Annotated in this window: 23 protein-coding genes; 6 read left to right on the forward strand and 17 right to left on the reverse strand. The window is 62.5% G+C overall.

Annotated features, from left to right (window positions below):
- Window positions 1-3 precede the first annotated feature (3 nt).
- The 8 genes from flgG to C1A35_RS14615 all read right to left on the reverse strand — a co-directional run bounded on the left by flgG (window position 4) and on the right by C1A35_RS14615 (window position 5,600).
- Complete coding sequence (gene flgG, locus C1A35_RS14580; RefSeq protein ID WP_104665003.1) at window positions 4-792, reverse strand: flagellar basal-body rod protein FlgG; 789 nt, start codon at window positions 790-792, stop codon at window positions 4-6.
- 11 nt (window positions 793-803) lie between these two features.
- Window positions 804-1,145 (reverse strand): flagellar hook-basal body complex protein FliE, encoded by a 342-nt coding sequence (locus C1A35_RS14585; protein WP_104665004.1) that lies wholly within the window; start codon window positions 1,143-1,145, stop codon window positions 804-806.
- Window positions 1,145-1,564, reverse strand: a complete 420-nt coding sequence (flgC, locus tag C1A35_RS14590; RefSeq protein WP_104665005.1) for a flagellar basal body rod protein FlgC — start codon at window positions 1,562-1,564, stop codon at window positions 1,145-1,147. The genes C1A35_RS14585 and flgC overlap by 1 nt, the downstream gene beginning before the upstream one ends.
- Before the next feature lie 5 nt (window positions 1,565-1,569).
- On the reverse strand, window positions 1,570-1,950 hold the full coding sequence (flgB, locus tag C1A35_RS14595) for a flagellar basal body rod protein FlgB (RefSeq protein ID WP_104665075.1): 381 nt from the start codon (window positions 1,948-1,950) through the stop codon (window positions 1,570-1,572).
- A gap of 175 nt (window positions 1,951-2,125) precedes the next feature.
- On the reverse strand, window positions 2,126-2,683 hold the full coding sequence (locus C1A35_RS14600) for a flagellar protein (protein WP_199772935.1): 558 nt from the start codon (window positions 2,681-2,683) through the stop codon (window positions 2,126-2,128).
- Window positions 2,683-4,074, reverse strand: a complete 1,392-nt coding sequence (fliI, locus tag C1A35_RS14605) for a flagellar protein export ATPase FliI (RefSeq protein WP_104665006.1) — start codon at window positions 4,072-4,074, stop codon at window positions 2,683-2,685. Before fliI ends, C1A35_RS14600 begins: the two co-directional genes overlap by 1 nt.
- Window positions 4,075-4,092: 18 nt before the next feature.
- Complete coding sequence (flgF, locus tag C1A35_RS14610) at window positions 4,093-4,818, reverse strand: flagellar basal-body rod protein FlgF (protein ID WP_104665007.1); 726 nt, start codon at window positions 4,816-4,818, stop codon at window positions 4,093-4,095.
- Between the two features lie 2 nt (window positions 4,819-4,820).
- Window positions 4,821-5,600: a DUF1217 domain-containing protein gene (locus C1A35_RS14615; protein ID WP_104665008.1), complete on the reverse strand. Its 780-nt coding sequence runs from the start codon at window positions 5,598-5,600 to the stop codon at window positions 4,821-4,823.
- A 183-nt stretch (window positions 5,601-5,783) separates the two neighbouring features.
- Here C1A35_RS14615 and motA point away from each other — a divergent pair, with 183 nt between their 5' ends.
- From motA to C1A35_RS14645, 6 genes are all read left to right on the forward strand, one after another.
- Window positions 5,784-6,662, forward strand: a complete 879-nt coding sequence (gene motA, locus C1A35_RS14620) for a flagellar motor stator protein MotA (protein ID WP_077962369.1) — start codon at window positions 5,784-5,786, stop codon at window positions 6,660-6,662.
- 4 nt (window positions 6,663-6,666) lie between these two features.
- Window positions 6,667-7,608, forward strand: a complete 942-nt coding sequence (locus tag C1A35_RS14625; RefSeq protein WP_104665077.1) for a FliM/FliN family flagellar motor switch protein — start codon at window positions 6,667-6,669, stop codon at window positions 7,606-7,608.
- A gap of 60 nt (window positions 7,609-7,668) precedes the next feature.
- Window positions 7,669-8,277: a flagellar motor switch protein FliN gene (gene fliN, locus C1A35_RS14630; RefSeq protein ID WP_199772936.1), complete on the forward strand. Its 609-nt coding sequence runs from the start codon at window positions 7,669-7,671 to the stop codon at window positions 8,275-8,277.
- A 29-nt stretch (window positions 8,278-8,306) separates the two neighbouring features.
- Window positions 8,307-9,338: a flagellar motor switch protein FliG gene (gene fliG / locus C1A35_RS14635; protein WP_104665010.1), complete on the forward strand. Its 1,032-nt coding sequence runs from the start codon at window positions 8,307-8,309 to the stop codon at window positions 9,336-9,338.
- Window positions 9,339-9,537: 199 nt separating this feature from the next.
- Entirely contained in the window at window positions 9,538-10,614 is a 1,077-nt protein-coding gene (flhB, locus tag C1A35_RS14640; protein WP_104665011.1) for a flagellar biosynthesis protein FlhB, read from the forward strand.
- Between the two features lie 5 nt (window positions 10,615-10,619).
- Window positions 10,620-11,060, forward strand: a complete 441-nt coding sequence (locus C1A35_RS14645; RefSeq protein ID WP_104665012.1) for a hypothetical protein — start codon at window positions 10,620-10,622, stop codon at window positions 11,058-11,060.
- A 104-nt stretch (window positions 11,061-11,164) separates the two neighbouring features.
- Here the strand turns inward: C1A35_RS14645 and visR are convergent, their stop codons facing one another.
- From visR to C1A35_RS14690, 9 genes are all read right to left on the reverse strand, one after another.
- Window positions 11,165-11,911, reverse strand: coding sequence for a transcriptional regulator VisR (gene visR, locus C1A35_RS14650; RefSeq protein WP_104665013.1), 747 nt, complete (start codon window positions 11,909-11,911; stop codon window positions 11,165-11,167).
- Between the two features lie 12 nt (window positions 11,912-11,923).
- Window positions 11,924-12,664: a transcriptional regulator VisN gene (gene visN, locus C1A35_RS14655; RefSeq protein ID WP_104665014.1), complete on the reverse strand. Its 741-nt coding sequence runs from the start codon at window positions 12,662-12,664 to the stop codon at window positions 11,924-11,926.
- A gap of 842 nt (window positions 12,665-13,506) precedes the next feature.
- Window positions 13,507-15,180 (reverse strand): flagellar basal-body MS-ring/collar protein FliF, encoded by a 1,674-nt coding sequence (gene fliF / locus C1A35_RS14660; protein ID WP_104665015.1) that lies wholly within the window; start codon window positions 15,178-15,180, stop codon window positions 13,507-13,509.
- Window positions 15,181-15,538: 358 nt separating this feature from the next.
- The gene (gene cheT / locus C1A35_RS14665) at window positions 15,539-15,931 is read right to left on the reverse strand and encodes a chemotaxis protein CheT (RefSeq protein WP_104665016.1); all 393 of its coding nucleotides are present in this window, start codon (window positions 15,929-15,931) and stop codon (window positions 15,539-15,541) included.
- Window positions 15,932-16,004: 73 nt separating this feature from the next.
- A complete protein-coding gene (gene cheD / locus C1A35_RS14670; protein ID WP_104665017.1) occupies window positions 16,005-16,559 on the reverse strand; it encodes a chemoreceptor glutamine deamidase CheD in 555 nt (184 codons plus the stop codon).
- Window positions 16,556-16,945, reverse strand: coding sequence for a response regulator (locus tag C1A35_RS14675; RefSeq protein WP_025425902.1), 390 nt, complete (start codon window positions 16,943-16,945; stop codon window positions 16,556-16,558). The genes cheD and C1A35_RS14675 overlap by 4 nt, the downstream gene beginning before the upstream one ends.
- Window positions 16,945-18,006 carry a protein-glutamate methylesterase/protein-glutamine glutaminase gene (locus tag C1A35_RS14680; protein WP_104665018.1) on the reverse strand — a complete coding sequence of 354 codons (1,062 nt, stop codon included), beginning with the start codon at window positions 18,004-18,006 and terminating at the stop codon, window positions 16,945-16,947. Before C1A35_RS14680 ends, C1A35_RS14675 begins: the two co-directional genes overlap by 1 nt.
- A complete protein-coding gene (gene cheR / locus C1A35_RS14685) occupies window positions 18,003-18,911 on the reverse strand; it encodes a protein-glutamate O-methyltransferase CheR (protein ID WP_104665019.1) in 909 nt (302 codons plus the stop codon). Before cheR ends, C1A35_RS14680 begins: the two co-directional genes overlap by 4 nt.
- Window positions 18,908-19,378, reverse strand: a complete 471-nt coding sequence (locus C1A35_RS14690; protein WP_104665020.1) for a chemotaxis protein CheW — start codon at window positions 19,376-19,378, stop codon at window positions 18,908-18,910. Before C1A35_RS14690 ends, cheR begins: the two co-directional genes overlap by 4 nt.
- Window positions 19,379-19,380 lie beyond the last annotated feature (2 nt).

Genomic DNA, 19,380 nt, shown 5'->3' on the forward strand with positions numbered 1-19,380 from the left:
TCGTTACCTGAGGTTCTTGCTCACCGTGGCGGCCATTTCGTCGGCCGCCTGAATGATCTTGGAGTTCATCTCGTAGGCGCGCTGCGCCGAGATGAGGTCGGTGATCTCCTTGACGGGATCGACGTTCGACGCTTCGAGGTACTTCTGCTTGATCTGGGCGAAGCCCGGATCCGCCGGGGTGCCGATGATCGGCTCGCCGGAGGCCGGCGTCTGCTTGAACAGGTTTTCGCCCTGCGGCTCCAGGCCCGCCTCGTTGACGAAATTGGCGACCGTCAACTGGCCGACTTCCTGCAGCGCCGGATCGTTGCCGATGCGCACCATCACCTGACCGGACTTGGTAAAGACGATTTCCGTCGCATCCTGCGGAACGGTCACGCCCGGAACCACGGTGTAGCCGTCGATGGTGACGAGCTGGCCCTGGGCGTTCTTGTTGAACGCGCCGGCGCGGGTGTAGACCGTTTCGCCGTCCGGCGTCTCGACCTGGAACCAGCCGCGGCCGATCAGCGCCAGGTCGTAGTCGTTGCCGGTCGAGACCATGCTGCCCTGGATGTGAAGGTTGCGCACGGCGGCGGTCTGGACGCCGAGGCCGATGATCGCGCCTTCAGGAACGATCGCCTGGTTGGAGCGGTTCGGCACGCCCTGGGCGCGCTCGGTCTGGTAGAGCAGATCGGAGAACTCGGCGCGCGCGCGCTTGTAGCCCGTCGTGTTGATGTTCGCGATGTTGTTCGCGATGACTTCGAGGTTCAATTGCTGGGCGTTCATGCCGGTGGCGGCAATGGAAAGGGCCTTCATGTCTCGTTCCTTCAGATCTGCATGCGCGCGATTTCGAGGTAGGCGGTGACCACCTTGTCGCGGATGGCGATCGCGGTCTGCAGCGACTGTTCGGCGCTCATGACCGCATCGACGACTTCACGGGTGTTGGCCTGGCCGCGGATGCCGTCGAGCGACGCGCCTTCGGCCTTCTTCATGGCGCTGATGGCGTCGCTCGCCATGTCGCCGAGAACCGAGGCAAAGCTCTGCCCCTGCGGGACACCCGGCGTTGCGGCCGGCATGCCGAAGACCGACGAGGAGGACGACGTGGAGCGGGTGCCGTCGGTCTCCTTGGTGACCGAGAACGCGCCGAGGGATTTAACTGCATCGATCATTATTGCGAGGCTCTCAACAGGTCGATTGTCTGGGAAATCAGGTCGCGGGACTGCTTGATGGTCTGGAGATTGGCCTCATAGGCGCGGTTGGCTTCGCGCATGTCGGCCATCTCGACCAGAATGTTGACGTTCGGCAGCTTGACCATGCCCTTCTCGTCCGCGGCCGGATTGCCCGGATCGAACTCGATGTTGTAGTCCGAATCGTCCGTGCCCAGCCGCTCGATCTCGACCAGCGAGGCGCCGCTTGCCCGGTCGACTTCGGCGGCAAAGCTGATGGTCTTGCGGCGATAGGGATCCGAACCCGGCGCGTCACCGGTCGAGCGGGCGTTGGCGATGTTTTCGGAGACGATGCGAAGGCGGGTCGATTCCGCCTGCAGGCCGGAGGCCGATACCTTGAGGGCCGAGGTCAATGGATCCATGGTTCTTACTTCCGTACCGTCATCAGCATCATTCGGTGAAAGGCCTTCACAAGGCCGGCGGAGAGCTCGTAGTCGCGCTTGATCTCGCCGGTCTTCATCATTTCCTGCTCTATCGCGACGCTGTTGCCGGACTGCTGGATCTGCACGCCGTCGACCATGCCGACTTCAGCCACCTGAGAAGCCGCAAGCCCCTCGGTGAAGTGCGCCTTGTGGGTTGCCGCCATCTGGATGCCGGCGTCCTGCAGCACGGTTTCGAACGGCTTGACGTCCTTCGCCTTGTAGTGCGGCGTGTTCGCATTGGCGATGTTGCCGGCCACCACGTTCTGGCGAACGGTCAGCCACTGGGCCTGCCGGGACGCGAGTTCGAAAAGCTGAATCGGTTGCATCAAAAGCTCCATGCTTGGTGATGCGAACCTAGGCCGGTAATCTTGCGTGGGACTTTCGTCGGAAAGCGGTGCCGGGGAGAACGCCGTCCTGGCCGGCATAGGTCGCCCAGAAGGCGGAAAGCCGCGTCATCCGGCAAGATGGCGCGGCGGTCGGCGACAAGAACGGCAGGCGACGTCAGTCGGCCTGGTACATTTCGCCCGAGGAGGTGATCATCACCCAATGGCCGTCGCGTTGCTCGAGCGTCGCGAGGCGCGTGTTGTCGGGCAGAACCGAGCCGATGCGCACGATATACATGCCACTTGCGTCCTCGATCAGCGCCCGGCCGTTGGCGACATGCATCAACTTGAAGCCCGACTTGCCGGGAAAAGGCTGTGACAACCCCTCTCGGGCGGCAGTACCTTCCGGTGCCGGGCCTGCGCCGATGCCGGGCACCGACGCCGTCGTCAGCTGGTCGATCGCGGCCAGGGCTTCGCCATCCGCATCCGGCATGGCGAGCGGCGATACCGAGACGACGTTGCGCGCGGCACGCTCCGGCAGATCGCGGGTCGAGCCCTGCCACAGCGGCGGCATGGTGAACTTGTCCTGATGGAAGAAGGCATACCAGGGAAAGAAGGTCGCGAATGCGGCAAGCGCCACGCCGGTCGCGGCCAGGAACTTGTCGGTCATCGGCATGCGGCTGCTGCGCTTGCGCTGGTGAACCATCTCGTCCGCATCATAATCGGTCATGGTCATCACCTCGCTCTCGCACCCGGCTGATTGCCCATCGCCGCCGCCTTCAGCGCATTGGCGAGATCGGCAAAGGCGTCCTGCGCCGGGCGCTCACCGGCGGTTTGCGTCAATACGTCGTAGATGACCGGAACCTGCTTGATCGCCATGTCGAGATCCGGATCGCCGCCGGGGCGATAGCCGCCGATCAGGCGAAGGTCGCGGGTCTCCTCAAAGCGGTGGATCAGCGCCTTCAGGCGCGAGACCAGCTTCTCCTGGTCCGGGGTCCAGGCCTTGCGTGCAAGGCGCGAAATCGAGGCAAGCGGATTGATGGGCGGATAGCGCCCCTCCTCCGCAAGGCTGCGCTCCAGCACGATGTGACCATCGAGGATACCGCGCGTCGAGTCGGCAACCGGATCGTTGTGGTTGTCGCCGTCGACGAGGATGGAGATGATCGCGGTGATGGTGCCGGCGCCTTCGGTGCCGGGGCCGGCGCGCTCCAGCAGGCGCGGCAGTTCGGTGAAGACGGAAGCCGGGTAGCCGCGCGCGATCGGAGGCTCGCCCGATGCGGTTGCGACCTCGCGGATCGCATGGGCGAAACGGGTGACGCTGTCGACGATCAGGAGAACGTTGTCGCCATTGTCGCGATAGTGCTCGGCGATGGTGACGGCGGTGAGCGGCGCCATCTTGCGCAGCATCGGGCTCTCGTCGCTGGTCGCCACGACAGCGACGGACTTCGCGAGATTGTCGCCCAGCGTATCCTCGATGAATTCGCGCACTTCACGGCCGCGTTCGCCGACCAGCGCAATCACCACCTTGTCGAAGGCATCGGCCCGCGCCAACATGGAGAGCAGCGTCGACTTGCCGACGCCGGAGCCGGCGAAGATGCCGAGACGCTGGCCAAGGCAGAGCGGCGAGAAGATGTCGATCGCGCGCACGCCGGTCAGGAAGCCCTTCTCGACCCGCTTGCGCGTCATCGATGGCGGCGCGGTGTTGGTGATCGAGCGGCGCACATCGCCCTGCTGCAGCGGACCGAGACCATCGATCGGCTCGCCGAGCGCATTGATCGCACGGCCGCACCACTGGTCGGTCGGCGCGACGCGGAAGGCGCCCTTGCGAATGACGGTGTCGTGGATACCGATCGGATCGCCGGGCTCGATCGGGCAGACGACCACCCGCTCCGGCTCGACACGAACCACTTCGCCGAGGTGAGTTCCGGTGACGCTCTTGTGGGCGACGAAGTCGCCGAGCCGCACATGCCGCGACAGGCCCGTTACCGTGTAGTGGCCGGGCGAGATCGTCTGGACGTGACCGCCAGGTGCGATCGAAAACTCGGGTTTGGCATAGCGCTCGACAAGGCCGGCAAGTGCCGCCAGAGATGTCGATCCCGCGCTTGTTTTCTGGCCTTCGCTTTGCATGCCGATATCCGTCAGAGATTAGCGGCTGCCGCCAAGCGTCTTGACCGCTTCTTCGAGCGATCCTTCGCTGTCGCGCAGCAGGGCGGTGATGTTGTCGAAGGCGCGGGTGACCATGATCAGCTGCGACATTTCCTGGATCGCATTGACATTGGACTCCTCGAGGAAGCCCTGCATGACGCCGACGTCGAAGCGGTCGACCACCGGCTCGGCCTGCGCCGCCGGCTGGACGGCGCTGTTGTCGAGGCGCACGAAGCCCTTGCTGAAATCGGCTTCATAGAGACCGAGCGAGGCGACGGCGACGCCGTTCTGGTGAAGCGCACCATCGGCGCCGACGGTGATCTCGCCGCCGTTGCCGTTGAGCTGGATCGGCGCGCCTCCGGCATCGAGCACCGGATAGCCGCGGATGGTGACGAGTTCGCCGGTATCGGTCAGCGTGAACCGCCCGTCGCGCGTCAGCGCCGGACCGGCGGGCGTCTCGATCTGGAACCAGGCGTCGCCCTTGATGGCGAAATCGAGCGCCGAGCCGGTGCGCGTCAGCGAACCGTTGCTGGTGTTGAGGAATTCCTCGCCCTTGCTGACATAGGCGACCTTGGTCGGCTTCGTGTCGCCGAGCATCTCGTTGAACTTCACCTCGGTGCCGCGGAAGCCGACGGTGTTGGAGTTCGCGATGTTGTCGGCAAGCGTGTTGAGGCGCTTCTCAAGCGCCATCTGCGACGAAATCGCGACGTAAAGGCCGGTTTGCACGTTCAGTTTCCCCCGAGTTTCAGGCTGTTGATGGACAGGAGAAGATCGGAAGAAATGCCGTAGCCGCTCGATGAGCCGAAGACCGCGAGCGGATCGTAACCGTCCGTTGAATGTTTGGTTTCCCAGAGCGCGGTGAACCGGTCGAGAAACTCGGTCACCTTGGTCGGATCCTGGAAGTCCTTGAAGTCGAGCGCCTGTTCATAGGCCTCGGCCTGACGATCGACATTGGTTGCGGCGAATTCGTCCGGCAGCTGCAGGGCCGTGCGCACCACCTGCGCCAGGGCCTCGTCGGCGATGATGGCGTAGCCGCTGTCGATCGTCGGCGCCATGCGCGAAAAATAGAGCGCGAGCCTGACGCCGGCATTCTCTTCGCCTGCGTCCTGCTCCAGGGTCTGGCGGGTGTATTTTTCCGCAACGCCCTTTTGTGCCCGGTCGAAGGACGTGGCGGCGCTGCCGTGAGCGGCGAAGTTCAGCGATTCGACCAGCTGCTTGTAGCGGCTGTCGGTCAGCTTGTTGGCAAAGGCATCCTCGTTGTCGACGCCTTCGGTCAGTACCTTGCGCATGAAGGCCTTGGCATAACCCATGTCTTCGAGGCCATGCGCCTTCATCGCGTAATTGTAGAGCCTGGAATCGGCGAAGAAGTCGTCGATCGTTTTGACGTCGCCGATCTTCGAGAGATAGTACTCGGTCTCGCGCGCCACGTCCGGCTGCTCGGCAACGCGGGCAAGCGACTTCGTCAAGTCGGCCGTTATCAGCTTGTAGCTCGTATAGGTCGTGGTCACGATCGCTCCGCCCCTGCCGGAATGAGACAGGCGGCCCCTTAGGCCTGCCCTGACAAATCCTGACCGGACAGCCTTGCGCGAACCTGTTCCGACAGGCGGCCCCATCGCCAGTGCCGGCCAGCCTCACGCAAGGATGAAACCGTATCCCGTTAGCGGAAAATAAGATCGCGACAGGTATCGAATATGAACATCATCATCGGGCTTCTTGTGACGTTCGGCTGTATCCTCGGCGGCTATCTGGCGATGGGCGGCCACATGGAAGTCCTCAACCAGCCCTTCGAGCTGCTGATCATCGGTGGCGCCGGCGTCGGCGGCTTCATCATGGCCAACTCCATGAAGGTGGTGAAGGATACCGGCAAGGCCCTCGGCGAAGCCTTTCGCCACAAGGTGCCGAAGGAGCGCGAGTATCTCGACACGCTCGGCGTTCTCTACTCGCTGATGCGGGACCTGCGCACGAAGTCGCGCAACGAGATCGAAAGCCACATCGACAACCCCGAGGAATCCTCGATCTTCCAGTCGGCCCCGACGGTTCTGAAGAACAAGGAACTGACCGCCTTCATCTGCGATTACGTGCGCCTGATCATCATCGGCAACGCCCGCTCGCACGAGATCGAAGCGCTGATGGACGAGGAAATCCAGACCATCACCCACGACAAGATGAAGTGCTACCACGCACTGACGACGATGGGCGACGCCTTCCCGGCGATCGGTATCGTCGCGGCCGTTCTCGGTGTCATCAAGGCGATGGGCGCGATCAGCGAAGCGCCGGAAGTTCTGGGCGCCAAGATCGCAGCCGCCCTCGTCGGCACCCTGCTCGGCGTGTTCCTATCCTATTCGATCGTCGCGCCGCTCGTCGCCAACGTCAAATCGGTGCGCGAGAAGCAGAACCGTCTCTACGTCATCGTCAAGCAGACGCTGCTTGCCTACATGAACGGCTCGGTTCCGCAGGTCGCTCTCGAATATGGCCGCAAGACCATCTCGGCCTACGAGCGTCCGTCGATCGACGCGGTCGAGCAGGAAATGATGAACCCCGGTGGCGGCGGCGAAAGCAAGGCGGCTTGATTCCATGACTTCCCCGACATCCAACGTTCACGCATTCGACCGGAAACTCCTGGCGCGCATGACCGGCGCGCTGGGCGACGACCGGGTGATCGGCCGGCTGGCCCTCGAACTCGGCCAGGTCTTCAGCGAATTCCTGCCGGATATCTGCCGGGCGGAGACGGGTCTCGACATCACCATCGGCTATGCCGGCCACCGGACCGGGATGCGCCGCGAGTTGATCTCGACGATGGGCACGGGCGTGCTCATCAGCGAGGTTTCGCTGCGCAACTGGTGCACGGACTTTCAGATCGGCTGCGACAGCCCGATCATCATCGCTCTGGTGGAGGCGCTGCTTGGTGCCGAGCCGGCCGGGATCGAGGAACCGCAGCCGCGCGCACTGTCCCCGATCGAGATCGACGTGGCCGTGCCGCTCATCGAAAAGATCGCCGATGTGCTGCGCACGGCCGTCAATGCCCCTGGCGGCTTCGAGCCGATCGTCGAGCGCCCGCTCAACAGCACGGCCCGGCCCAAGCCCGATCCGATGATCGAGGACGTCCATGCCGGCGCCATCGACATGACGATCGGCTTCGGCCCGGTGCTTTCCACATTCTCGGTCATCGTTCCGCAAAGCGTACTTCTGAAGACCTCGATCGTCTTCCCCAAGGGCGGACAGCAGCGCAAGGCGAAAGCCGAGTGGACCGAGCAGCTGGAGGAACAGGTTCGCCGTTCGGCGGTGACGATCGAGGCGCGCATCCGGCTCGAAAGCCTGACGCTCGATACGATCAGCCGCCTGCAACCGGGCGACGTCATCCCTTTCCTCGACGCCCAGGACGTTCGCGTCGACGTCAACGCCAATGGCCGCGACCTTTATGTCTGCGAATTCGGGCGCGCCGGATCGAAATATACGGTTCGGGTCAAGGATACGCACGGATCCGAACAGGACATCCTTCGCCACATCATGAGTTAAATCGGCCTGCCGCGCACGCGCAGCATGCCTGAGGCAAGCTTCAACTGGAATAGTTCTCACATGGCACCCAAGAAAGCACCCATCAACGAACAGGCCGAAGCCGCTGTCGGAGACATGGAACTCGACCAGGCGATCAACGACCTGCGCGGTGTCCTGAAACAGGATTCCGACACGCCTGCAGCGTTCGGCTCGGAATTCGGCGGCGAAACGCTTGGCACGAGCGATTTCGGCAGCGACTTTGGCGCACCGGCAGCGGGCGGTCTCGACGCATTCGGCGGCGATTTTGGCTCCAGCGACTTTGGCGCCGATCTCGGCGGCCCGGCCGCGACGAGCGATTTCGGCGGCACGGATTTTGCCGCGACGTCCTTCGACAGCGCTGATGTGGCCGTCGATACCCCGCCCGGCAGCGGCATGAACGCCAATCTCGACCTGATCATGGACATTCCGATCGACGTCCAGATCGTGCTCGGCTCGAGCCGGATGCAGGTTTCAGGCCTCATGAACCTCAGCGAAGGCGCAACGATCGCGCTGGATCGCCGCATCGGCGAGCCGGTGGAGATCATGGTCAACGGTCGGGTGATCGGCCGTGGCGAAATTACCGTTCTCGAAGGCGACGATACCCGCTTCGGCGTCAAACTCATCGAGATCAAGGGCAATAAGAAGTCGTAGGGCCCAATGATTGGGCGAAGGATGAATCCATGATGGATTTCGAAAGTTTCGAGGCTCAGGCGCTATCAAGGCCGCTCAGCCAGACGGACAAGGCGGCGGCCGTTCTGCTTGCCATGGGCAAGGGCGTCGCCAGCAAACTGCTGAAATTCTTCACCCAGAGCGAACTGCAGTCGATCATCGCGTCGGCGCAGTCGCTGCGCGCCATTCCACCGCATGAACTCGAAGCGCTCGTCAACGAGTTCGAAGACCTCTTCACAGAGGGTGCCGGCCTCATGGACAACGCCAAGGCGATCGAGAGCATTCTCGAGGAAGGCCTGACGCCGGACGAAGTCGACGGCCTGCTCGGCCGTCGCGCCACGTTCCAGTCCTATGAAGCCAACATCTGGGACCGCCTGCAGGAATGCGACCCGGTGGCCGTTTCCGTACAGCTTGCCAAGGAACATCCGCAGACGATCGCCTACGTTCTTTCGATGATGCCGTCGAGCTTCGGCGCCAAGGTGCTGCTGCAGCTGTCCGAAGAACAGCGACCGGACATCCTGAAGCGCGCCGTCAACATGAAGGACGTCAACCCGAAGGCCGCGGCGATCATCGAGAACCGCGTGATGGAAATGATCGGCGAGATGGAAGCGGAACGCAACTCGGCGGGCCCGGCCAAGATCGCCGAGGTGATGAACGAACTCGACAAGCCGCAGGTCGATACGCTGCTCGCCTCGCTCGAATCGCTCAGCACCGCTTCGGCCAACAAGGTTCGCCCGAAGATCTTCCTCTTCGACGACGTGCTCTACATGCCGCAGCGCAGCCGCGTTCAGCTTTTCAACGACGTGTCGACCGACATCATCACGATGGCGCTGCGCGGCTCGACGTCGGAACTGCGCGAATCGGTGCTCGCCTCGATCGGCGCGCGCCAGCGCCGCATGATCGAGTCCGATCTCGCCATGGGCGATGCCGGCATCAATCCGCGCGACATCGCCATTGCGCGGCGCTCGATCACGCAGGAAGCCATTCGCCTGGCCGCGAACGGACAGCTCGAACTCAAGGAAAAGGACGTCCAGGCGGCCTGAGGTCCGCCTTCGTCCGATGAGCGGCACAAAGCGGCCGGTCGACCGCTCCGCAAAGGCTAATTTCTGTTGAGCCCCGGTGAATGCCGGGGCTCAACTCTTGCCTGGCTCCCGCACTGGGTCCACTACAGGAAGCGCAAGCTTGAACGCATGTCCGCCGGGACGCGCGTCGCCGTAGAGGAACCGGGAGCCATCCTGTCTCATGTCGGACGATCAGGATAAAGACAGCAAAACAGAGGCCCCGTCAGAGAAGAAGATCTCCGACGCAGCGGATAAGGGCAACGTGCCCTTCTCGCGCGAGGCCACGATGTTCGCATCGACGCTCGCGATCTACATTTTCTTCGTTTTCTTCCTGACCGATGGCGTCGCCACCCTCACCGAGGCGCTCAAGGACATCTTCGAGCAACCGGAGGCCTGGCGGCTGGAAAACGCCACCGACGTGGTGGCGCTGATCACCCATCTCGTCTGGAAATCGACGGCCCTCGTCGTCCCGGTCTTCGTCCTGCTCATCGTCTTCGGCGTCGGCGCCTCAATCTTCCAGAACCTGCCTCGGCCGGTTCTTGACCGTATTGCGCCCAAGTTCAACCGGGTTTCGCCGATGGCGGGCCTCAAGCGGATCTTCGGCATCCAGGGCCTGGTCGAATTCGGCAAGTCGCTGTTCAAGATCATCATCGTGTCGGTCGTCGTCGTTCTGGTGCTCTGGAACGACTACTTCGCCACGCTCGACCTGATGTTTTCCGACCCGGTCACGATGTTTGCGACGATGGCGAACGACCTCAACGAGATCATGATCGTCATTCTGCTTGCGACCGCAGTGCTGGCGATCGCCGACCTCTTCTGGTCGCGGCATCATTGGTACACCGAACTGATGATGACCAAGCAGGAAGTGAAGGAGGAAATGAAACAGGCGCAGGGCGATCCGATCGTCAAGTCGCGCCTGCGTTCGATGCAGCGCGACCGGGCGCGCAAGCGCATGATTTCGTCGGTGCCGCGCGCCACGCTCGTGATCGCCAACCCGACCCACTATGCCGTCGCGCTGCGTTATGTCCGAGAGGAGAGCGACGCGCCCATCGTCGTGGCGATGGGGCAGGACCTGGTTGCCCTCAAGATCCGTGAAATCGCAGAGAAAAACGGCGTTCCCGTCTTCGAGGACCCGCCGCTTGCACGCTCCATGTTTGCACAAGTCTCGGTGGATAGTGTGATTCCACCGGTGTTTTACAAGGCTGTTGCCGAACTCATTCACCGGGTGCATGCGTCGCAACCAAAACGGATGACATAACTCCGATGAAAAAGTGCGAATTCTCCGAAAAGCGAGAACAGATCGTAGCTGAAGCAATTCGCCCCGTGGCGACCGAACTGCGTCTGATCGACGCCGCCGATTTCATCGCGCTGTTGCGGTTCGAGTCCTATGCCAGCCTTGCTGACCTCGTCGAATCGGCGGCCGAGCTCTATTTTCTACCCGGCACGGTCAATTTCGGCCTCGGCGGCAACTACAATCTGGATTGGGACTGCGAGCCGGAAATCGTGCTCGACCTCGAACTGAAACCACGCGGTGTGACCATCTATGTCCGCCTGTCGCTTGGCAACGAGACGGCCGGGATCGAGATCAGCCATATCAATTTCCAGACCCCCTCGTCCGACCCGGACGAAAACACGGCCTTCCTGGCGCGGAGCCTGGCCGAGGCGAAATTCATCAAGTCCTATGAGTTGCCGCTGGCAAGCTGAAGCGCCGTTCGGATCAGGCCTCAAGCGACCGCGTGACGGCAGCCGCCGGGTTTTATCCCGTCGGAACCGTCGCCTTGAGGCAGGTGCGATCGGTCTGTTGACAGCTAGCTGATGTAGCCGAGGCGGATCGCCTTGGCGATCGCCTGGATGCGGTTGACCGAATCGAGCTTCGTCGTCGCAGCACCCAGATAGGCGTTGACCGTATGGACCGAAAGCCCCATGCGCTCGGCGATCTCTTCGCTGATGTGACCGTCGCCGGCCATCTGCAGACAGGCGATCTCGCGGTCGCTCAAGGTTTCCGCCGGCGCGACGCGCTTCTCGTCGGCCGCCAGAAGGTCCGTCATGATCATGCAACTGCGGCCGTGCAGATCGACGACCTGCTCGGTGGTGGCATCGACATAGCTGCCGGCGAAGACGACATAGCCGTTGCCCTGGGCGCCGAGCCTGACGGGAAAGGCGATGCCGGAATAGGACAGCTTGCGGCCCTTCAGGCGATGGGCAAACGGTGCAAGGTCGGAGAGTTCGGCCGCCTGGTGCTCGCCGGCGCCGTTCCAAAGGATCGGCAGCAATGACTGGTCGAGATGGGCAACCAGCTCTTCGCCATAGGCCGTGACGAGATCATGGGCGTTCGCCTCGGCCGCGACACCCCAGTTGTCGAGGACACAGGTGAGCTTTCGTGCACCGCCTGTCCCCTTGCCATTGAGGCGCAGGACCGCGAAGTTCTTGGCGTTGATCTGGCGCTGCATGGCCTGCAGGCGCGTGACCAATGTGGCTGCGCGCGCGGCGCGATTGCCGTTCCTTGCGAGCTTCTGCTCGTCCTCGATCCGCCCGCCGCCAAGAAAATGCGTCATCGCGTCCGTCCCTCACACAAGATTATTGCGCACCGCGTAGGCAATCGCTTCCGACCGCGTCCTGGTCGCGGTCTTGCGCATGACGCTGGTGATGTAGTTGTTGATGGTATTTCGCGAGATGCCGAGGATCACCGCGATCTCTTCGCTCGTCTTGCCTTCGGCAATCCAGAACAGGCACTCCAGCTCGCGCTCCGTAAGCTCGAAGTCCCGGTCATGGCGGACCTCGGCGCGCGTGGTGAAGCTCGCCAGGTACCCTGCCAGGAGCGTGACGTCGCGCAGATTCTCCTGCGACAGGATCACGTCATCCGGGACCAGCAGCATCAGGGAAAAACGCAGCCGCCCGACGTTGAAGGTGATTGCGCAATATTCGCGGCTGATGCCGCGCGGCAGTTCGATATCATCAGGCAGCGCATGAAAACACGGCTGCAGCACGGCGAGGCACTTTTCCAGCTCGGTGGTCTTGGCATGAATGGCGGTGATCACGCCGGAAAGGCGCCGGACGACGTCGAAGGGCCAATCCGAGCAGACGACATGGTCGAGCCCGCTGTCCTGCGAGAGATCGTAGCGGGCCAGGAGATAATGGCTCGCGCCGACATATTCCGTCAGCGCCGAAAGGCCGCTACCGAGACCACCCCGCCCGGCGACTTCGCCCAGTCGTCGCAAGAGCTGATCGCGAGAAAACGCGCCGCCGCGTGCGCGTGTCGGTGCCGTCGGCAAAGGCCAGACAGCAATGTCTGCTTGCGAAATGTCCATGAGTTCAGCCCCTGTGCCGGATCCACATCCCGGAACTGCATGTGCGCTGCCGCCGCCAACAGCCGGCCGAAGCCGATTATTACCACCAGTCGCAGATCAGGACGCGAATCAACTGCTAAAAATGTACATCGGCACGAGAAAAAAAACACCGCCCTCTTCTGGCTATTTACTTCGCGTCGCAGGCATGTCGCGATTCGTGACCGAAACACCCTGCAGGAGCCCCTCCTCCACCGCGCAAATCATAGCAAACTCGCAACACGCTGAAAGACAAAGGCTTTTCTCGCGAAAATCCACCGTTTCCACGACCGAACCGGGATTGGCAGCCGGGTCGCGGCCGGAAAATGGGGCGATTTCATCCCAAAAAAGGGCACTTTTTCACGCGCATGGAATTTTGAGTTCGCGGGATATTATACTTTGTTTTCAGAAGCTGTTGCTCAAATGCACCAGCTGATTTTCAGACAATGCTCATTTTATCGATATATAAATTGTGAAACTCATAGAATAAATCCGGCTATTAACATTAATATAGTTACACTGAACTCTGTATTGCCGGAATCCGGCATAGTAGATGGCAGCGTGGAATGCACGTCATGCGGGCGCGCCGAATCTATAAATTAAGATATCGTTAAAGTATTACCATCCTGGCAGCCGGCGGGACTCAGCCGGCCTCACTTCGAAACTTGAAGCAATTTCGAAGCCAGATCAAAACCGGCAGCCAGACTCCCGCAATATTTGCGCCGAACATCAAAGCGCGCTGCCAGCGCGAACAGGCGTGCCACGACAAAGAAAAATCCCGCCACAAGGGCGGGATCTGCAAGAAATCGCGAAGCGTTTCCTGTCTGTCAGGCCGCTTTGTCGAGAGCCCACTTGCGCAGGATCTTGGCCGCGCGCTCTTCGCTGATCTCGACCATGCGCGCCAGGCGCCGTTCCGGTCCTTCCTTGACGCGTCGGTTGAAGCCGCCGTCGTCGCCCATGTTGAGCAGGTCGTCGGTGCTGTCGAACCCGAAGTCCGAGCCGAAGCCGTCCATGAGGGCTCCGCCGGCGCCAGCGTTCGCCGGTGAGAAGTCCGGCAGTTCGAGGCCCGCGGCTTCGCCCTGGATCTGGCCGGCACTGCCGCCGAGACCGAGCTGGCGGGCGAGCGGCCGCATGCCCATCCAGACGACCAGGAAGGCGACCACGATGAAGGCAAGGGCATTGATGATGCCGCCGAGGTTGCGGGTCAGCGTCTCCATCACGCCGGGACCGGCGACAGCTTGGTCGAGCAACTGCGTCTCGACGAAGTCCATGGCGGTCAGGGTCACGATATCGCCGCGGCTGGTGTCGAGGCCGGCGGCCGAAGCGACGATCTTCTGCATGTCGGCGAGATAGGCATCGATCTTCGCCTGGTCGGCCGGTTCGCCGACCATCGCGGCCAGGCGGCCGCGGTTGACGACGACGGCGACGGAGAGGCGCTCGACCGTGTAGCTGTTCTTGACGGTGGCGATCGTCTTGCTGTTGATTTCGTAGTTGGTCTGCTCTTCTTTTTTCTCGGCTTCGTCGCTCGACCGCGGGCCGGCGCCGCCGGTCGGAGCGGCCTGCGGAATGTTCTGCTGCACGGTCGCGGCATTGTCCGGCTGCTGCTGGCTGGATTTCTGCTCTTCCTTGGTCACGCGCGTCGAGCGCTCGACGCGCGATTCCGGATCGAAGACCGTTTCCTGGATCTGCTGCGTATCGGTGTTGAGGCGCGCCGTGACGCTGGAGCGGAAGTTGTCCATGCCCAGGAACGGTGCCAGAGCATTGTCGATCTTCTTCTCAAGCTCGGTCTGGACGTTCTGAACGACGCCGAGCGACTGGTTGAGGGCGCTGTTGGCCGGATCGTCGCCAGAGGCGAGCAACTGCCCGGTCGAATCGAGCACGGTCACGTCGTCGACGTCGAGCCCCGGTACGGAAGAGGCGACGAGATGACGGATCGAGGCGGCGGCGCTGCGGCCGACCGTGGCGCTGGCGCGGATCATGACCGAGGCGGTCGGATTCTGGTCAGCCTTGCGGAAGCTGCCGCGCTCCGGCATCACGATGTGGACGCGGGCGGCGGCAATGCCGGAAATCTGCTGGATGGTGCGGCCGATTTCGCCTTCAAGCGCGCGCACGCGGGTCACTTCCTGCATGAAGGAGGTGAGGCCCAGCGAGCCGACATTGTCGAAGAGTTCGTAGCCGGCGTTGGCGCTGCTCGGCAGGCCGCGCTCGGCGAGCAGCAGGCGCGCCTTGCTGGTCATGCCAACGGGAACCTGGAGGCTGGCGCCGTCAGCCCCGACATTGAAGTCGATGTTGGCCTCGGCCAGCGCGATGCTGATCTGAGTGACATCGCTGCGTTCGAGCCCGACATAGAGCGTCTCGAACGAGGGTCTGTTGACGTAAATTCCGGCCCCGAGAACCATGCCGACCGCAACAATGCCGGCCGCGGCCAGCGCAATCAGCTTGCCTTGCCCGAGACTGCTCAGGTTCTTCGTGAACGTCGAGAGTTGATCCAACAGACTCATTCTGTTTCCGCACCCAGTATCGCAAGGTCTTCGAGCCGGTCATCGGCCGAGCGCCCTGCGCAGTTCCAACATTCGGGTTTTCTGGGTATCGACATGCCGAGTATCGACTTCCAATGCGCGCGAATCCACCAGTCCCGATCCGGACCGTAGGAAACGAAACTTGCGCGAACTTGGCCTGATGAGCCCTGCCGGAGCGGCTGAGGCTTCATGACAGGACTTATCCACGGGCACGGAAAGGGCTGCTCGGCGCGGAAAAATCGGCGTGCAAGACCGTCGCCACATCAGGGCACGACACGGTAAACCGCTGATTTTACACGGGTATTTTCAGATTCTCGTCCGGGAATGCACTTTGCGAGCGTCAGAACGCTTCGAAATCGCCGGCCGCCTTCGTCAACGGCTGCGAGTGGCCGTGGCGCAACATGCCGTTGCCAAGTGCCTTTTTCATGTCGGCAAGCTTCACCAGATTGACGGCCGTGGTGACGTCGACCATCCAGGCGTCCGGGATCGACGCGGTAATCGTGTCGATGAACTCGGCAAGGCCGCGGGTCTTCTGCACAGCCAGGTCGATGCCCTGCAGCACCATCATCTTGTCGGGGTTCGCAAGCGCATCGACGCCCTCGTCGCCGGCGAGCTGCGGTTCGATCCGCTCGATCAGATAGGCGACGTCATGCAGTTCTGTGACAATGCGCATCAGCACTTCGGGGAGCGCTTCTTCCACGTGCGGCATGTGGCCCTTGTAGTCGGTCTGCATCGGTATGTCTCACGTGGCTCGGGGCTTCGGTAGAAGTCGTATTTCAGGCCTGCGAGGCGCCTGCCTCGCAGGATCAGAAGAATTCGATGGAGCTTTCGACCGGCTTCGGCGCAACGATCGGGCGTTCCTCCAGCTGCACGGTGCGCTGGGCCTCGACGCCGGTCAGGGCGTATTGCCGGGCGCGACCGCTGGACGGCCAGTATTCGAGCTTGCGGCCATGCTCGCCGCCAGTGCTCTCGCCGACGATGCGGATGCCCTCGTCGAGCAGGAACTGGCGCGCGAAGGCGGCGTTCTGCTCGCCGACATTGGAGAAGCGCGCGATCGTCTTGGCGCCGCCGAAGATCTTGGCTTCGAGACGGTCTCGCCTCGCGCCCTGCTTCAGGAGGCCGTTGATGAGCAGCTCCATCAGGTGAACCCCGTAGCGGGTCGCATCGCCGCCGGAGGTCGGCGACGTCGCGGAACCGGGCAGCAGAAAGTGGTTCATGCCGCCGACGCCGACCACGGGATCGCGCATGCAGGCTGCCACGCAGGAACCGAGAATGGTCGACAGCACGATGTTCGGATCGTTGAAGACCTTGTACTCGCCCTGAATGACATGCACGCGCTTGCCGGCGGCTTCCATGTTCATTTGAGCGCCCCGAATACGGCTTCGATCGCAGCCTTCATCTTTTCGATGGTGAAGGGCTTGGCCAGAACATTGTTGGCACCGAGCGCGGCCGCCTTCTGAACGAGGGCACGATCGCCCTGAGCCGTCAGGATGATGAAGGCCGCCTTCTTCGTCGCCGGGTTGGAGCGGACCGCCTGCAGCAGGCCAAGGCCGTCCATTTTCGGCATGTTGAAGTCGGAGATCACCAGATGGTGCGGGTTCTGGGCCATGATCTTCATGCCCTGCTCCCCGTCACCGGCGGCGGTGATCTGCTTGAAGCCGAGCTGCTGCAGGGCGTCACCCAGGAGCAGGCGGCTCGTCACCTGATCGTCGACGATCAGAACTTTGATTTTTTCGGCGATGGACATTATTCGCTTCCTTCCTTGCGGAGCGCCGCTGCTTTCAGGACCTCCTCCCCGATGGAACCGAGGGGGAGCTGGGTTTCAACGGCGCCCAATTCATAGGCGACTCTCGGCATGCCGTAGACGACACATGTCTTTTCGTTCTGGCCGAAGGTCTTTGCTCCGGCATGCCGCATTTTCAGGAGACCGGAGGCGCCGTCGCGCCCCATGCCGGTCAGAATGACACCGATCGCATTGCGGCCGGCAAGCTCGGCAACGGAATCGAACAGCACATCGACCGAAGGGCGATGGCCGTTGACCGGATCGCGGTCGACCAGGCGGCAGCAGGGTGCCGTCGCATTGGCGACCTGCAGATGACGCTCGCCGCCGGGCGCCAGATAGACCTTGCCGACTTCGAGCCGCGCCCCATCCGTCGCCTCCTGCACCGTCGGCGCGCAGAGGCGGTTCAGCCGCTCGGCGAAGCTCTTGGTGAAGGTGTGCGGCATGTGCTGCGTGATGACCGTCGGCGGGCAATTGGCCGGGAACTTCTGCAATACCGTGATCAGGGCTTCGACGCCGCCGGTCGAGGCGCCGATGGCGACGATCTTGCGGCCGGCCCGATACTCCGAGGCGGTGTTGCCATTGGCGGCCGCCGGAGAGCCTGCGATCTTGTTGCCGGTGATGATGAACTTGCGCTGCGAACGCGCGGCCGCCTTCACCTTGTCGACGAGGCCGGCAAAGGGATGCGGGTCGCCCGGATGCGGCTTGCCGACGCAATCGAAGGCGCCGATTTCGAGCGCAGCGATCGTCGCTTCGGCGCCCTTGTGCGTCAGCGTCGAAACCATGATGACCGGCATGGGCCTCAGCCGCATGATCTTGTCGAGGAATTCGAGGCCGTTCATGTTCGGCATTTCGATGTCGAGGGTGATGACATCGGGATCGAGCTGCTTGATCGCCTGGCGTGCTTCCATGGCGTCGGCTGCCTGGCCGACGACGGTCACGTCGGGATCGGCGTTCAAGACAGCGGTGATCAGGCCACGCATGGTGGCGGAGTCGTCAACGACGAGAACACGAGCGGGAGCGGTCATGCCCGTCCTCCATGAAACTTGCCGGTATGGCGGTAGGTGGTGATGCCGATGTTGTCGAAGTGCGCCTTGGCGTCGCCCGACACGCGCTCGGAATGGCCGATGTAAAGATGACCGTCGGTGTTGAGCATGCCGGCGAAACGCGACCAGATCTTCATCTGCGTCGGCTCGTCGAAATAGATGACGACGTTGCGGCAGAAGATGACATCGAACGGCCCCTTGAACGGCCATTGCGCCATCAGGTTCAGCTCGTTGAAGGTAATCAGACGCTTGACGCGATCGTCGACCTGCCACTTGAAGCGGCCGCCGGCATTGACCTCCGAGAAATATTGCTTGCGCATCGCCGGATTGACGGTTTCGAGCGCGGTCGCGTCGTAGGCTCCGGCGCGGGCAAGCGCCAGGATCTTCGGGTCGATGTCGGTCGCCAGGATGCGGAAGTCGTAGTCGGCCGCATTCGGCAGCAGCGACAGAACCGTGAGCGCGATCGAATAGGGCTCCTGTCCGTCCGAACAGGCGGCCGACCAGATGCGCACCCGACCACCGGCCTTCGCACGGGCAATCAGCTCCGGCAGTACGTCGGTCTTCAGGTGCTCGAAGTGATGGTTCTCGCGGAAGAACCGCGTGAAGTTCGTCGTCAGATGCGAAAGCATGTCACGGCGCGCGGCGGCACCGGCGGGCGAGGAGACCAGCTGGCAGTACTCGCGGAAACCCTTGAGACCGAGATTGCGGATATGCTTCGACAGCCGCGAATAGACGAGCGACGCCTTGGTCTCGTTGAGATAGATGCCGGCGTCCGCGTAAATCATCGCGGCGATCTCGCTGAGATCGCGACGGGTCAACGGATACTCACCACTTGCAAGGCACTCGTCCGGCGACAGCTTCTGTTCGAATGCGACCTGGTTCCTCATGCGGCTTCCCTTTCTTCCTGCGGGAAGATGGCTTCCAGCTCGATGAGGCAGATCATCCGGCCTTCGATCGCGAGCACGCCGCGGGCGAAGCTCTTTTCGAACTCGGACGACACGACATCCGGTGTCGGCTGGATCTTGTCGTCGGTAATGGTCAGGATGTCGGAGACGGCGTCGACCAGAAGGCCGACGACCTGGCTCTTGACCTGCGCGACGATGATGACGTGACGCACGGTCGGCTCGGCCGGCGTCATGCCGAGCCGGGCCGAGAGATCGACGATCGGCAGCACGGCACCGCGAAGGTTGATGACACCGAGCACATAGGATGGCGCATGCGGCATGGATGTCGCAGGCGTCCAGCCACGGATCTCGCGTACCGACATGATGTTCACGCAGAATTCCTGAGCGCCGACCCGGAAAGCGATCAGCTCCCGTCCGTCCGTCGTCAGATTTTTTGCGGCATAGGTCATTG

This window comes from Ensifer adhaerens (genome assembly GCF_002940685.1).
In the GTDB taxonomy this organism is placed as follows: domain Bacteria; phylum Pseudomonadota; class Alphaproteobacteria; order Rhizobiales; family Rhizobiaceae; genus Ensifer; species Ensifer adhaerens_E.

Coding starts and splice junctions, on each gene's coding strand:
- flgG (WP_104665003.1), bottom strand. CDS start 792: ATGAAGGCCCTTTCCATTGCCGCCACCGGCATGAACGCCCAGCAATTG.
- C1A35_RS14585 (WP_104665004.1), bottom strand. CDS start 1,145: ATGATCGATGCAGTTAAATCCCTCGGCGCGTTCTCGGTCACCAAGGAG.
- flgC (WP_104665005.1), bottom strand. CDS start 1,564: ATGGATCCATTGACCTCGGCCCTCAAGGTATCGGCCTCCGGCCTGCAG.
- flgB (WP_104665075.1), bottom strand. CDS start 1,950: ATGCAACCGATTCAGCTTTTCGAACTCGCGTCCCGGCAGGCCCAGTGG.
- C1A35_RS14600 (WP_199772935.1), bottom strand. CDS start 2,683: ATGACCATGACCGATTATGATGCGGACGAGATGGTTCACCAGCGCAAG.
- fliI (WP_104665006.1), bottom strand. CDS start 4,074: ATGCAAAGCGAAGGCCAGAAAACAAGCGCGGGATCGACATCTCTGGCG.
- motA (WP_077962369.1), top strand. CDS start 5,784: ATGAACATCATCATCGGGCTTCTTGTGACGTTCGGCTGTATCCTCGGC.
- C1A35_RS14625 (WP_104665077.1), top strand. CDS start 6,667: ATGACTTCCCCGACATCCAACGTTCACGCATTCGACCGGAAACTCCTG.
- fliN (WP_199772936.1), top strand. CDS start 7,669: ATGGCACCCAAGAAAGCACCCATCAACGAACAGGCCGAAGCCGCTGTC.
- fliG (WP_104665010.1), top strand. CDS start 8,307: ATGATGGATTTCGAAAGTTTCGAGGCTCAGGCGCTATCAAGGCCGCTC.
- flhB (WP_104665011.1), top strand. CDS start 9,538: ATGTCGGACGATCAGGATAAAGACAGCAAAACAGAGGCCCCGTCAGAG.
- C1A35_RS14645 (WP_104665012.1), top strand. CDS start 10,620: ATGAAAAAGTGCGAATTCTCCGAAAAGCGAGAACAGATCGTAGCTGAA.
- visR (WP_104665013.1), bottom strand. CDS start 11,911: ATGACGCATTTTCTTGGCGGCGGGCGGATCGAGGACGAGCAGAAGCTC.
- visN (WP_104665014.1), bottom strand. CDS start 12,664: ATGGACATTTCGCAAGCAGACATTGCTGTCTGGCCTTTGCCGACGGCA.
- fliF (WP_104665015.1), bottom strand. CDS start 15,180: ATGAGTCTGTTGGATCAACTCTCGACGTTCACGAAGAACCTGAGCAGT.
- cheT (WP_104665016.1), bottom strand. CDS start 15,931: ATGCAGACCGACTACAAGGGCCACATGCCGCACGTGGAAGAAGCGCTC.
- cheD (WP_104665017.1), bottom strand. CDS start 16,559: ATGAACATGGAAGCCGCCGGCAAGCGCGTGCATGTCATTCAGGGCGAG.
- C1A35_RS14675 (WP_025425902.1), bottom strand. CDS start 16,945: ATGTCCATCGCCGAAAAAATCAAAGTTCTGATCGTCGACGATCAGGTG.
- C1A35_RS14680 (WP_104665018.1), bottom strand. CDS start 18,006: ATGACCGCTCCCGCTCGTGTTCTCGTCGTTGACGACTCCGCCACCATG.
- cheR (WP_104665019.1), bottom strand. CDS start 18,911: ATGAGGAACCAGGTCGCATTCGAACAGAAGCTGTCGCCGGACGAGTGC.
- C1A35_RS14690 (WP_104665020.1), bottom strand. CDS start 19,378: ATGACCTATGCCGCAAAAAATCTGACGACGGACGGACGGGAGCTGATC.